10 protein-coding genes and 2 tRNA genes are annotated in these 12,573 nt (G+C 72.3%); 7 read left to right on the forward strand and 5 right to left on the reverse strand.

The genetic code is table 11. From position 1 onward, the window contains the following. Positions 1-35: 35 nt before the first annotated feature. From ACN27A_RS27950 to ACN27A_RS27965, 4 genes are all read left to right on the forward strand, one after another. Positions 36-680 (forward strand): zf-HC2 domain-containing protein, encoded by a 645-nt coding sequence (locus tag ACN27A_RS27950; RefSeq protein ID WP_421457540.1) that lies wholly within the window; start codon positions 36-38, stop codon positions 678-680. A 174-nt stretch (positions 681-854) separates the two neighbouring features. Continuing rightward, the gene (locus ACN27A_RS27955; protein ID WP_421458632.1) at positions 855-2,519 is read left to right on the forward strand and encodes a copper resistance CopC/CopD family protein; all 1,665 of its coding nucleotides are present in this window, start codon (positions 855-857) and stop codon (positions 2,517-2,519) included. Positions 2,520-2,535: 16 nt separating this feature from the next. Continuing rightward, positions 2,536-3,273, forward strand: coding sequence for a YcnI family protein (locus ACN27A_RS27960; protein ID WP_421457542.1), 738 nt, complete (start codon positions 2,536-2,538; stop codon positions 3,271-3,273). A gap of 142 nt (positions 3,274-3,415) precedes the next feature. Then, a complete protein-coding gene (locus ACN27A_RS27965; protein ID WP_421457544.1) occupies positions 3,416-4,618 on the forward strand; it encodes a hypothetical protein in 1,203 nt (400 codons plus the stop codon). 158 nt (positions 4,619-4,776) lie between these two features. Here ACN27A_RS27965 and ACN27A_RS27970 read toward each other — a convergent pair whose 3' ends face one another. Next, entirely contained in the window at positions 4,777-6,045 is a 1,269-nt protein-coding gene (locus tag ACN27A_RS27970) for a glycosyltransferase family 87 protein (protein WP_421457545.1), read from the reverse strand. 76 nt (positions 6,046-6,121) lie between these two features. Here ACN27A_RS27970 and orn point away from each other — a divergent pair, with 76 nt between their 5' ends. Both orn and ACN27A_RS27980 read left to right on the forward strand, forming a co-directional pair. Continuing rightward, the gene (orn, locus tag ACN27A_RS27975; RefSeq protein WP_421457546.1) at positions 6,122-6,712 is read left to right on the forward strand and encodes an oligoribonuclease; all 591 of its coding nucleotides are present in this window, start codon (positions 6,122-6,124) and stop codon (positions 6,710-6,712) included. Between the two features lie 112 nt (positions 6,713-6,824). After that, a tRNA-His gene (locus ACN27A_RS27980) sits at positions 6,825-6,897 on the forward strand. 51 nt (positions 6,898-6,948) lie between these two features. Here the strand turns inward: ACN27A_RS27980 and ACN27A_RS27985 are convergent. Both ACN27A_RS27985 and ACN27A_RS27990 read right to left on the reverse strand, forming a co-directional pair. Then, the gene (locus tag ACN27A_RS27985) at positions 6,949-8,247 is read right to left on the reverse strand and encodes an Ig-like domain-containing protein (protein ID WP_421457547.1); all 1,299 of its coding nucleotides are present in this window, start codon (positions 8,245-8,247) and stop codon (positions 6,949-6,951) included. Positions 8,248-8,537: 290 nt separating this feature from the next. Next, positions 8,538-9,815, reverse strand: coding sequence for an Ig-like domain-containing protein (locus ACN27A_RS27990; RefSeq protein ID WP_421457549.1), 1,278 nt, complete (start codon positions 9,813-9,815; stop codon positions 8,538-8,540). A gap of 187 nt (positions 9,816-10,002) precedes the next feature. Between ACN27A_RS27990 and ACN27A_RS27995 the strand changes: the two genes are divergently transcribed. Next, positions 10,003-10,078, forward strand: a tRNA-Lys gene (locus tag ACN27A_RS27995). Between the two features lie 173 nt (positions 10,079-10,251). Here the strand turns inward: ACN27A_RS27995 and ACN27A_RS28000 are convergent. Continuing rightward, positions 10,252-10,827 carry a flavoprotein gene (locus tag ACN27A_RS28000; protein WP_421457551.1) on the reverse strand — a complete coding sequence of 192 codons (576 nt, stop codon included), beginning with the start codon at positions 10,825-10,827 and terminating at the stop codon, positions 10,252-10,254. After that, positions 10,824-12,170 (reverse strand): hypothetical protein, encoded by a 1,347-nt coding sequence (locus tag ACN27A_RS28005; protein WP_421457553.1) that lies wholly within the window; start codon positions 12,168-12,170, stop codon positions 10,824-10,826. The genes ACN27A_RS28000 and ACN27A_RS28005 overlap by 4 nt, the downstream gene beginning before the upstream one ends. Between the last annotated feature and the right edge of the window lie 403 nt (positions 12,171-12,573).

Raw genomic sequence — 12,573 nt, forward strand, 5'->3', positions numbered from 1 at the left:
GGAACTAAACCGGTGCGTCGCACGACTATCCCCACATGACATGCGACGACGTACGCGCGGCGCTGTCGGCGCGGCTGGACGGGGAGGACCCGCTGGCGGCGCCGGCGGTGCTGGACGCGCACGCGGAGAGCTGCCCCGGCTGCCGGGCCTGGCTGACCCGCGCCGAGCAGGTCACCCGGCTGGTCCGGGTGCAGGCGGTGGCGGTGCCCGACCTGACCGCGTCGGTGCTGGCGGCGGTCGCCGCCGATTCGCTGGCGGCCGGACGCACCCGGGCGGCGGCCAGGGCGGCCCGCCGTCAGGTGCTGCGGGTGGCGGTCGCGGTGGCCGCGGTCGCCCAGCTGGCGATCGCCCTGCCCGTCCTGCTGGCCGGGCTGGGCGTGACCCTCGACCCACACACGAGCCGCGAGATGGCCTCCTTCGACGTGGCGCTGGCCGTCGGGTTCGCGCTGGCCGCGTGGCGACCCGAGCGCGCCCGGGCGTTCGTGCCGGTGGCGCTGGTGCTGGCTGTCTGCCTGGCCGGCACCAGCGCGGTGGACATCGCCAACTCGACGACGGCGCTGGTGCACGAGGTCGGGCACCTGGCCGCCGTGGTGCAGGCGGGGCTGCTGTGGGCGCTGGGACGGGTCAGCGACGAGCCGGACCGCCGGCCGTCGACCGTACTCCTGGCCCGTCATGGCTGACGTCGCCCCGGCCGGGCCGACCCGGCCGGTTCCGGCGGCGCGGGGCATCCTCGGAGTCGTCCCGGGCGGGCGGGTTCCGGCGGCGCGGGGCATCCTCGGAGTCGTCCCGGGCGGGCGGGTTCCGGCGGCGCGGGGCATGGTCGGAGTCGCGCCGGACCGGTCGGATTCGAGAGCATTGCCGGCATGAGTGTCGCCATCCGCCGCCCGGTCGCCCGGCTGCTCGCCGTCGCCGGCCTGCTGGTCACCGTCGTCGCCCTGCTGATCGCCCCCGCCGGCCCCGCCAGCGCCCACGCGGTGCTGGTGAGCAGCAGCCCCATCGCCTCGGCCGTGGTGTCGAACGCGCCGGCGGAGGTCGTCCTCACGTTCAGCGAGCCCGTCCGCAAGGTGACCGGCAAGATCCGGGTGATCGCACCGGACGGCTCCCGCGCCGACCGCGGCGAACCGGCCTTCGAGGGCACCGTCGTCACCGTGCCGGTCGACCCCGCCGGGGCGCGCGGCACCTACCTGGTCAGCTACCGGGTCATCTCCTCCGACAGCCACCCCGTGTCGGGCGCGTTCACCTACTCCGTCGGCGCGCCCTCGACGCCCCCGGTCGACAGCGGGGACGACAGCCGGGCCGACCCGGTCGTCGGCAACGCGGTCAAGGTCGCCAAGTACGCCGGCTACGCCGGCCTGCTGCTGCTCGTCGGACCGACGCTGGTGCTCGCCGTCCTCTGGCCCCGGCGGCTGCCCCGGCGCGGCCCGGCCCGGCTGGCCTGGGCCGGGCTCGGCCTGCTGACGGTCTCCACGGTGGCGAACCTCCTGCTCCAGGTGCCCTACACCGCCGGCGGCGGCGTGTTCGACGTCACCGGCGAGGGGCTGAGCGACGTGCTGGGCAGCTCCTTCGGCGCCGCGCACCTGGTCCGGCTGGGCCTGCTGGCCGCGGCGGCTTTCCTGCTCCGACCCCTGATGGCGGGGCCGGTCGAGCGGAGCGATCTGGTCATCCTGGGCGTGCTCGGGGCGGCGGCGCTGGTGACCTGGCCGCTGGCCGGGCACCCGGCGGCCTCGCCCGCCCCGGCGGTCTCCGTGGTCGTCGACGCCGTCCACCTGGGCGGCATGGCGGTATGGATGGGCGGGCTGGTGATGCTCGCCGTCTTCCTGCTGACCCGGGCCGACGAGCGTGAGTTGGGCGCGATCCTGCCGATCTGGTCGCGCTGGGCGGCGCTGGCCGTCTCGGCGCTGCTGCTCGCCGGCACCGTCCAGGCGCTGATCGAGGTGGCCACCCCCCGCGCGCTTGTCGACACCACCTACGGCCGGCTGGTGCTGGGCAAGATCGGGCTCTTCGCGCTGGTGATCGCGGTGGCCGCGTACTCCCGGCAGCTGGTGCGCCGGCGCACCGCGGCCGGCCGGCCGACGTCGATGCGGCGGGCGGTCTGGGCGGAACTGGCGATCACGGCGGTGGTCCTCGGCCTGTCCGCCGTCCTGGTGCAGACCACCCCGGCCCGCACCGCCGGCGCCGACGTGGCCGGCTCGACGGGTGGCTTCTTCTCCACGACGCTGTCCAGCCCGAACTACGACCTCCAGATCGAGCTGGACCCGGCCGAGCGGGGCAACAACACCGTGCACTTCTACGCGTACACGAAGGACAACCGGCCCCAGCCGGTGGTGGAGTGGCGGGCCACGGTCGCCCTGCCGGCGGCGGGGATCGAAGCGATCCAGGTACCGCTGCTGCCGTTGACCGACAACCACGCCACCGGCGAGATCAACTTTCCGGCTGCGGGGGAGTGGCAGTTGCGCATCACGGCCCGCACCTCGGACATCGACCAGGCCACGGTGACCGCCACCGTGCCGATCAGGTAACAGGAAGGCTCGCACCATGATCCGTCACCGGCGTACCGCAAGCGCCGCCGCCGCACTGGCGCTCGGCGCCGTCGCCACCGCCGTCCTCGGCTTCGCGGCGCCCGCCTCGGCCCACGTCACGGTCAACCCGCAGGAGGCGACCCAGGGCGGCTACGGCCGGTTCGCCTTCCGGGTGCCGAACGAGAGCGACACGGCCTCCACCACGAAGCTGGAGGTCGTGCTGCCGGAGAACGCGCCCGTCGGCTCCGTGTCGACCATGCCGGTGCCCGGCTGGACGGTGGCGGTGGAGAAGCGCAAGGTGGACCCGCCGGTCGAGGTGCACGGCAGCCAGCTCAGCGAGGTCGTCTCCAAGCTCACCTGGACGGCCACCGGGAGCGCGGCGGTCAAGCCCGGCCAGTTCCAGGAGTTCCCGGTGTCGATGGGGCCGCTGCCGCAGGTCGAGACGATGGTCTTCAAGACCTTGCAGACCTACTCCGACGGCAACGTGCAGCGGTGGATCGAGGAGCCGCTCCCCGGCGGCGAGGAGCCGGAGAACCCCGCCCCGGTGCTCACCCTCACGGCGGCCTCGCCGTCGGCCGCCCCTACCGGCACCGCCGCGCCGCAGGCCGCCAGCGACGACGACGATGACGACGCCGGGAGCGACGACGTGGCCACCGGGCTCGCGGTCGCCGGCCTGGTCGCCGGCGTGGGCGGCCTGCTGCTCGGCGGGCTCGCGTTCTCGCGTACGCGGCGGGCGCCGACGTCGCAGGAGTGACCCGGTCGTACCGCCCACCGGCCCGTCGGACCATCCGGCGGGCCGGCTGCTTTCCTGGCCCCGTGCCGTGGATATCCGCTGCTGGTTCGCCCCACGTCGGTAAGGTCGGCCGGGTATCCGGCTACGGAGGGGGACGAGGCGAATGCGGATCGTGCGGGTGCTCGCCGCCATGCTGCTGCTGACGGTCGGGATCACGGCGCTGCTCGCCGGTGGGGCGCTCACGCTGCTCGCCCGGCAGGCCGACCCGGGTGGCGCCTTCAGCGCCCGGTTCGAGACCGTGCAGACCCCGGGTCACGCGATGGTCGTCCGGGACGTGGACGAGCTGCTGCGGGCCGAGGCGCCGTTCACCCGCGCCGGGCAGGCCCGACTCCGGCTGGACGCGCGGACGCCCGACGGCCCGGCCTTCGTCGGCCTGGCGCCCGCCGACGAGGTGCGGCGCTGGCTCGAGCCGGTTGCGCATGCCGAGGTGCGCCGGGTGGCGCTGGCCCGGGGGCCGCTGCCGGTCCGGCTGCAGCCCGCCGGCCCCGCGCCGTCCGCCAATCCCGCACCGTCCGCCGGCCCCACGCCGTCGGTCGCGCCGATCGGCCAGCCCTTCTGGGTACGCGAGGGCATCGGCGCGCTGGAGTGGACCCCGGCGGAGCTGGCCGACCGGCGGCTGAGCCTGGTGGTGATGCGTCCCGACGGGCGGGCCGACCTGAGCCTGGAACTGCGCGCCGGCCTGCGCGCCGGCTGGACCGCCCCGACGACCGCCGGGCTGCTGGCCGGCGGGGTGCTGGCGGTGGCGCTGGCCCTGCTCCTGCTGCGCCCGGTGCGGCCCCGCGAGGTGGTCTTCGTGGTCGAGCCGGACCAGGTGCCGGTGCTCGCCGGCCGCCTCGGGGTGACCTCGCTCGCCGGCCTCGGCGCGCAGCCGACCCGGGACAGCGACCGGTCGCGCGTCGCCGGGCGTCAGCTCGCCTCGGTCGGCGCCGCCCCCACGGGGGCCCGGCCGGCGATCGGGCCGGTGCCCGCCCGCCGCCCCGCGACGCTCGCCGACCTCGCCGAAGGCGACCCGGCGCTCCGGCCGCCCGAGGTGAACCTCACCCTGGCCTGGCCGCCGGCCGCCCCTGAGGAGACGGCCGACCCGGTCTCCGCAGCGGACCGCCGCCGCCCCGCCCCTTCCGGCGCTGCCGCTGCCGGCGCTGGCGCTCATGGCGCCGCCGCTGCCGGCGCTGGCGCTCATGGCTCCGCCGCTTCCGGTGCCGGCACTGCCGACGCCGCCGCTTCCGAGGCTGGCACTCCCGGCGCTGCCGCTTCCGGTGCCGGCACTTCCGACTCCGGCCGGCAGTCGCCCGACGATCCGCGCTGACCCGCGTCCGGCCTCCGCCCCCTGTGCCGGCATCCCACGCGGGGCCCGGACGGCGGGCGGCCCTCCGCGCTGCCGACGCGGAGGGCCGCCCTCACCGGGGGATCGGTGCTACCCGAGAGACGTCTGAGGTAGTTACGACCAGATTAGCGATGAAGGCGCTACTTGGGAAGACTGTCCATTTCCGGTGACCTGCGGTACTCCCGCCGCACCGGCAGGGCCACCAGCAGCAGCAGGCTCAGCAGCACGTACGTGTTGCGCACCAGGAACTCGCCCGGCGAGTCCGTACGCACCGGGGCGATGCCCCAGTCGTGGAAGGTCACCACCCCGTACACGATGAGGGCCGAGGTGCCGACGGCGAGTGCCGCCAGCAGACGTCGCCGACGGGCGCCCTCGCCGGTCGTGGCGTCGGCGCTCAGCGCCGCGTCCGTCAGCACCACCACCGCCGGGATGAACCAGTAGATGTGGTGGGTCCAGGTGATGGGGCTGACCAGCGAGCCGACCAGTCCGGTCAGGGCGAGGCCGGTGAGCGTGTCCCCGGCGCGGGCGGCCCGCGCGGCGCGCCACAGCCCGTACCCGGCGACGGCCGCCACCAGCAGCAGCCAGAGCAGCTGGTGGGGCTTCTCCGGCGCGGTGATGCGGCTGAGCAGGCCCAACAGCGACTGATTGCCGGTGTAGTCGGTGCGGCCGACCCGGTCGGTCGCCCACAGCTCGTGGGTCCAGAACCGCCACGAGTCGCGCGGCGCGACCGCGGCGGCGAGCAGGGTCGCGGCGGCGGCCGTCGCGCTCGCCACCGCCGCCGCCCGCCACCGGCGGGTGGCCAGCAGGTAGACGATGAAGATGCCCGGGAAGAGCTTGAGCGCCGTCGCCAGCCCGACGCCCACGCCGGCCCACCGGCTCGCCCGGGGTACGGCGAAGAGCAGGTCCGCCAGGATCAGCACGACCAGCAGCATGTTGATCTGACCGAAGGTGATCGTCTCGCGGGTGCTCTCGACGGCCAGCACCAACAGGACAGCCACGGTGAGGCTGAACACACGGGGCAACCCGTGCCGGGCGATCACCGGCGCGAGCAGCCACCGGGTCGTGACCACCACCGCCAGGCCCGTCAGGATCGTGAAGATCGCCACGGTGGCGCCCAGCGGCAGCAGCGCGAACGGGCGCAGCAGCAGCGCGCTGAAGGGCGGGTAGGTGAAGTAGAGCTCGCCCTGCACCCGGTCGGGCTGCACGTAGTCGTAGAGCGGGTTCCCGGCCGCCCACCAGTCCATCGCCCGCATGTAGATCTTCAGGTCGAAGAAGTCGTGCACCATGCCGGGCAGGTAGAGCGCCGGCAGCACGGCGGCCAGCGCCAGCAGGGCGACGAGCCGACGGACCGTACGGCCACCGGGATCGTCGTCGGTGACGGCGGGCGGTGCGGCGGGTTCGGCTGGCACGGAGGAAACCCTAGCGGTCACCGCGCGCCCCTGTGCGCGGGCGCGCGGCCGGGTGGGCTGCGCGTAGGCTGTCCCGGTGGCTGATCTTCTCGTCTGGATCGACTGTGAGATGACCGGGTTGGACCTCGGCAGGGACAAGCTGATCGAGGTCGCCGCGCTCGTCACGGATCCCGACCTCAACGTGCTCGGGGACGGCGTCGACGTGGTGATCCACGCCGATGAGGCGGCGCTGGAGGCGATGCCCGAGATCGTGGCGACGATGCACGCCAAGTCGGGGCTGACCGAGGAGGTCCGGCGCTCCACGGTGACCCTCGCCGAGGCCGAGGACATGGTCCTGGACTACGTGGCCAGCCACGTGAAGGATCCGCGTACGGCCCCGCTGTGCGGCAACTCGATCGCCACCGACCGGGGCTTCATCACCCGGGACATGCCCCGCCTCGACGCGCACCTGCACTACCGGATGATCGACGTCTCGTCGATCAAGGAGCTGTGCCGCCGTTGGTACCCCCGGGTGTACTTCGGCCAGCCCCAGAAGGGGCTCGCGCACCGGGCCCTGGCCGACGTCCGGGAGAGCATCCGGGAGTTGGAGTACTACCGGCGGACCCTCTTCGTGCCCCTGCCCGGGCCGGACGTGGAGACCGCCAAGGCAATAGCAGCCGGACTCTGAGCCGGCCCGGCGGAACCCGCTGGACGCGGCGGGCGGGGGTGGGGCTATTATTGGTCCGCACCCCGCCCGGGGCGATCGACCGGGCGTGGATCCATCGGGTGTGAACGGCATGGTGGCTGTAGCTCAGTTGGCAGAGCACCGGGTTGTGGTCCCGGTTGTCGTGGGTTCAATTCCCATCAGTCACCCGGTTACCGAAGGCCCCCTCCTCGCGGAGGGGGCCTTCGGCGTTGCGGGGCTCAGGTGGTCGGGGTGACCGTGGGCTCGCCGGTCTGCTCCGGGGCGGCCTCGGTGGGCGGCTCGTACGGCAGGGCGCTGCCCTTGACGTACTGCTCCCAGCTCATGTTCCAGTCGGTCCAGCCGTTGCCGTTCTGGAGCTTGCGCTCCGTGCCCTTGACCGTGATCGGGTCGCCGACGCGGGTGTTGGCGAACAGCCAGGCGCCGTTGGCCATCGAGACGTTCACGCAGCCGTGCGAGACGTTCACCCGGCCCTGCTGCCCCTCCGACCAGGGCGCGGCGTGGATGAACTCGCCGCCCCAGGTCAGCCGCTGGGCGTAGTCGATCTTGGTGCGGTAGCCCTCCTCGGGGCCCAGCTCCTCAAAGGTGTCGAAGACCGTCTTGCGCAGCTTCTCGATGACCACCATCGTGCCGCTGGAGGACGGGGTGCTCTTCTTGCCGAGGCTGACCGGGATGGTCTTGATCACAGAGCCGTCCTTCGTGACGGTCATCCGCTTGGTCTTGTTGTCCACCGTCATGACCACCGCCGGGCCGACCTTGATGCCGACGCTGAGGTCCGCCCGGCCGTACCAGCCGCCGCCCAGCGGCAGGCCCCCGGCCTGGACGCGGTAGGAGACCGTGCTGTTCGCCTTCCAGAACTCCTTCGGGCGGTAGCGGATCTCGGTCGGGCTGACCCAGTGCCAGATGCCCTCCTGCGCCGGTACGGAGGTGACAGTCATCCGGCTCTGCACGTCGTCGCGGTAGTCCTCCGGGACCGCCCGGCTGAACTTCACGATCAGCGGCATGCCGACGCCGACGACCTGGTCGTCACCCAGGAAACTGCTGATCCGGACCTGCTTGCCGGGCTTCGCCATGGTGGTGAAGGTGCTGGTCGCCGTAGCCGGTCGGCCGTCCTCGCCGGTCGCGGTCACCGTCGCGGTGTACGTCTCGCCGTACTTCAGCGCGCCGGCGGGCAGCCAACTCCTGCCGTCGACCGCCAGCTCGCCCTCGACGGCCCCACCGGCGGAGTCCTTCAGCTCGACGCTGGTCTGCTCCGCCTCCGTCGCCGTGAAGGTGATGCCGGTGGACGCGGGCACGTCCTTCGCGTCGGCCTTGGGCTCGACGATGGTGGCCGCCGCCTTCGGCGCGGCGGGCTGGTCGTCGCCGTTCTGCCAGCCGCCCGAGGGCTTGCCCCCGCCGCCGTCGGTGCAGGCGGAGGCCAGCGCGAGCGTCACGGCGAGCACCGCCGCCGCGAACCCACGGCGTCGTCGACCCCGCCGGTCGTCCCCGTGCCGGATCAGCTGGTCCTGGACAGCTCGCATGATTCCCTCACAGTCGTGGTCCCCGGTTGCCCATCGTCCCTCACTGACGCACCGGGGCAGGTACCCGTTCCGCAAGGTGAACCGAAACACGCCGTACGAGATGTCCGGATGTTGATAAGATCCATGGCTTTGCCGAGGCGCGCTCGCCTTTCCCGACCCGCGCACCTGCCGGTAGCGCGGGCTCCCGGGCGTCGCCGGCGTCGCGGCCCGGACGGCGTTGCGGCAGGGCCACGAAAACGGCGACCGGCCCGCGGGTGCGGGCCGGTCGCCGGATCGTCGGTGGGTGTGCCTCAGAAGGCCGACCCCTCGCCGGCCTCCGGCACCGGCACCGCGCTGCCCTTGACGAACTCGGACCAGCTCTGGCTCCACGCCGTCCAGCCGTTGCCCGGTGCCAGCGTGCGCTCGGTGCCCTTGATGGTGATCGGGTCGCCCACCTTGGTCTTCCCGAACAGCCAGCGGGCGTTCGCCATGGAGACGTTGACGCAGCCGTGCGAGACGTTCTGCCGGCCCTGCACGTGCTCCGACCAGGGCGCCGCGTGGATGTACTCGCCGCCCCAGGTGAGCCGCTGGGCGAAGTCGATCTCCGTCACGTAGCGGTTCGCCGGGTCCGGATCGTCGCGGGTGTCGAAGACCGTGGACTCCTTCTTCTCCATCACGACCATCGTGCCGCTGGAGGACGGGGTCTTCTTCTTGCCCAGGCTCACCGGCAGGGTGCGGACCACCTGGCCGTCCTCGTACACCGTCATCTTCTTGGTGGCGTTGTCCACCTGCATCTCGAACGCCCGGCCGATCTTGGCGGTCGCCGCACGGTCGACGTTGCCGTAGCGGCCGTTGCTCAGCGGGATGCCGGCCAGTGCGATCCGGACGGTGAGCGTGGTGCCGGGCTTCCAGTACTCCGGAGCGCGGTAGTAGGCCTGGGTGCCGTTCTCCACCCAGTGCCAGGCGCCCGGCTGCGGCGGATCGGTCTGCACGAACATGCGCTTCTGCACCGCCGCCCGGTCCTTCTTCGGGATCCCCGGGTGGAACTCGGTGACCACCGGCATCGCCACGCCGTAGGTCTTGTCGTCGAAGAGGTAGAGGCCGGAGCTGATCACCGACTTGGGCTTCGCCATCGTGGTGAAGGTGCTCTTGCCCTGGCTGGTCGTTCCGTCGGGGCCGGTGGCGGTGACCGTGGCCGTGTAACGGGTGCCGTACTTCAGCGGCTTCGACGGGACCCAGGACGAGCCGTCGGCGCGCAGGCGCCCCTCGACCTGGCCGCCGTTGGCGGCGGCCAGCGTGACGCTGGACACCTTCCCGCCGCCGGGCACCTCGGCGCTGATCTCGGAGCTGACCGGCCGGTTCTTCCCCCCGTCGGCCGGGCTCACCGTCAGCGGCGGACCGCTCGGCGCGGCCGGGGTGCCCGGCTCGGCCGGGGTGCCCGCCGCACCCGGTGTGGCCGACGTGGCCGGCGCGGTGCCGCCGACGAACTCCGCCTGCTTCTTCTGCTCCGCGCCGCAGCCCGTCAGAGCCAGCGACGCCACCAGGCCGAGGGCGCCCACCATCGCCCCGGCCCGCGCGAACATGCCCATCCCCACCTCTGTTCTCGCGTACCTGGCGCACATCGTGCCGCATGGTCGCCGTTTGTCCGCCCCCTGTCCTCGTGCGCCCGGCCGATTCGTCCTCGAATGCCGGGTAAGCTCGGCCGAAGGGGGGAGCCGGGGATCGGATTGGAACCCCCCTCGGGAGGCATGCTAATCTTCTCCCCGTTGCCAACGAGCGCCGCTAGCTCAACTGGCAGAGCAGCGGACTCTTAATCCGCGGGTTCGGGGTTCGAGTCCCTGGCGGCGCACCAGCAATAAAGGCTCTGGCCTGGTGGTTCACACCGGGTCGGGGCCTTTTTCGTGTACGCGGGCGGTGGCTGGGTGCTCACCGGGTGCTCGGGAGCGGTTGGACAGTTCCGGTAAGCCATAGACACGGTGTCGTGATCGTGGACACAAGCTATCCAGCCGGTGGACCCAAGCTGGATCAGCGCCGATCGGTGCTGCTGTCCGGCGTGTCGCCAGCCATCCGGGTCGCTGCCTCGAACGCCGCCGTCCACGGAAAGGCCCGCTGGCGGCTGTTGCCGCTGCCGGACGGGTGCGGCTCCCATCCGTCCTCGGTCCCGAGGATGACCCGTACGCGCTCGTCGCGGAGATTCGTCACGGCGCGCTGGAAAGGTGCGCGGTTGGCCAGGGCGGCGTTGACGAACGGGACGACCACGGTAGGCACCTGCCGGCCGATCAGCTCTGCGATCGTCGTCATCGCGTAGTTGTCGGCGATGCCGAGGGCGATCTTGTTTACGGAGTTGTAGGTGGCGGGGGCGATGATGAGTGCGTCCGTGGCGGGGAGGGAGCGGCGGGTGCCGGGGGACGACCGGTAGGTGGATCGGACCGGGTGCCCGGTCAGCCGCTCTATCGCTGCCGCGTCGATGAAGTCGAGGGCGCTGGGGGTGGCGGTGACCGCCGTTGTCCACGACTGCTGCGTCGCATTGGCGACCAGTTGTGTCACATCTGGGGCGGGCCCGGCAGCGCAGACAACGATCTGCAGGTGGCCGTTGGTCATACGCAGATCCCAGCGTGCTGGGCGAAGTCGAGGACTGTGCTGCGAACGTGTCCCCGGGTAAGGACTGCCAGGTCGCTGGCGATGCGTTGAACCGCTGGCCGGCACCGGATCTCCTCTGGTGCCACCTGATAGGCGCCGCGTAGAGCGTCCAGGCCTTGCTCGTAGCGTCCCCACTGCGTGTAGGCGCGTGCCACGTCGACGAACAGGGAGGCCTTGCGTTCGGCGAGGTCGATCTTGTCCAGCGGTACCTGGCGAGCGAGAGCGATGGCGGTGCCGGCGTCGCCCAGGGTCAGCGCGATGTTGACGCGGTGCAGCAGGACGTTGGTGGTGCCGAAGCCGGTCCACCGGTCGTTGCCGTCGTAGCCGAGCCGTCCGGCGGCATCGGCGGCTTCGTCGAGCATGGCTTGTGCGTTGTCCCGGTCCTCGTTGCGGGCAGCGGCGATGGCACCACGGAGCAGCAGAGCGCCGTAGACGGCGACCGCCTCGGTCGAGGCGAGACGGGTGCTGCGCCGGAGGGTTTCGGCCGCGTCTTCGGCGAACTGCCGTGCCTGTGCCGTGTGGCCGTTGCTCATCAGGGCGTGGGTCATGATCCGGGCGCTCGCTGCCATCGCCACCGGATCCTGACTGATCGCAGCGGCGCGGGTGCTGCGTTCAGCGGCGACCAAGGCCATGCCCTTGTCACCGACCTTCAGTAATACGCTGCCGACGACGTGGTAGAGGTCGCCGGCCAAGGCGTCGAGCTGCGCTAGCTGCTCGCCTTCGCTGTTCGCGCGAGTCGGTTCGAGGGCAGGCAAGAGGGCCACGAGTCGGACGAGAACCTGCTCATACCGGCACGCCTGGTACTCGATCTTCGCGGCGGCGACGTCTCGAGCGAATTGCCGAAGCGGTAGAGCGACCGGCTCGGTGCCGCGAGGCGATGGTGCGACCAGTGCGTTGAGCAGGGTTGCGACGTGCGGCAGGGCGATGCCGCTGATCGTCACGCCTGTCAGGAGATCTCTGCGCCGCACGTCGCCGTCCGAGTCGATGTGGTGAGTACCGCCTGCGCCAGTATGGACGTGCGTGGCGGTGACAGTCAGCGGCGCGGGATCCGCAAGTGCACCGCTGGTACCTGCTCTCACCAGTGCTTCGAAGCGCTCGCGGACCTCTGGGGTGGCTCGCGCCAGCACCGTGTCCAGGGCGGCCTGCATGTCCGCACGCAGGTGGATCTTGTCGCCCTGGCTGCTCCACTTGGCCACCGTCCGCCGGGCCGCACCGAGGTGTTCGGCGAAGCCAGTGACGCTCATCCGCAACGCCTGGCGCAGCGCGTTCGCTTCCCGGCCGGTCCAGGTCGTCACCGCAGCCATCGCACGTCCTCTCGCTGGGGACAGTTGTCGGCCGGACGATCGTAACGACACTTGGCGTGCTGGCAGGTGCACCGTGAGTGCACCGACAGGACATTCCCGCGCCGCGCTCACCGGGCGAACCTGATTGTGCTGGGCGCCACTCCTGACGAGTAGATGGCCAGCACGCAATCGCAGCCTCACGCCAGGGAGCTCGGCATGAACGACGAAGTCCCCGCAAGGCAAGGGAGTCTGCCGGCGCGTCGGACACCAGCTTCCGATACTCCCTCAGTCGTGGGGAACAGGCCCCGCCTGCGTACTGCCATGAGGGCTGCGCGGGCGGGCGATCGGCGGTCTGCTCCCAGCCGCCGTGATGCGGCGGCGGGCTCGCCATTCCCCCGGCGAGCCCGCCGCTCATCGTCTCTGG

This window comes from Micromonospora sp. WMMD737, from assembly GCF_049179055.1.
Lineage (GTDB): Bacteria > Actinomycetota > Actinomycetes > Mycobacteriales > Micromonosporaceae > Micromonospora > Micromonospora reichwaldensis.

Bases quoted from the DNA above. Each gene is read 5' to 3' on its own strand.
- ACN27A_RS27960 (WP_421457542.1), top strand. From the start codon at position 2,536: ATGATCCGTCACCGGCGTACCGCAAGCGCCGCCGCCGCACTGGCGCTC.
- ACN27A_RS27950 (WP_421457540.1), top strand. From the start codon at position 36: ATGACATGCGACGACGTACGCGCGGCGCTGTCGGCGCGGCTGGACGGG.
- ACN27A_RS27985 (WP_421457547.1), bottom strand. From the start codon at position 8,247: ATGCGAGCTGTCCAGGACCAGCTGATCCGGCACGGGGACGACCGGCGG.
- ACN27A_RS28005 (WP_421457553.1), bottom strand. From the start codon at position 12,170: ATGGCTGCGGTGACGACCTGGACCGGCCGGGAAGCGAACGCGCTGCGC.
- ACN27A_RS28000 (WP_421457551.1), bottom strand. From the start codon at position 10,827: ATGACCAACGGCCACCTGCAGATCGTTGTCTGCGCTGCCGGGCCCGCC.
- ACN27A_RS27990 (WP_421457549.1), bottom strand. From the start codon at position 9,815: ATGGGCATGTTCGCGCGGGCCGGGGCGATGGTGGGCGCCCTCGGCCTG.
- ACN27A_RS27965 (WP_421457544.1), top strand. From the start codon at position 3,416: ATGCGGATCGTGCGGGTGCTCGCCGCCATGCTGCTGCTGACGGTCGGG.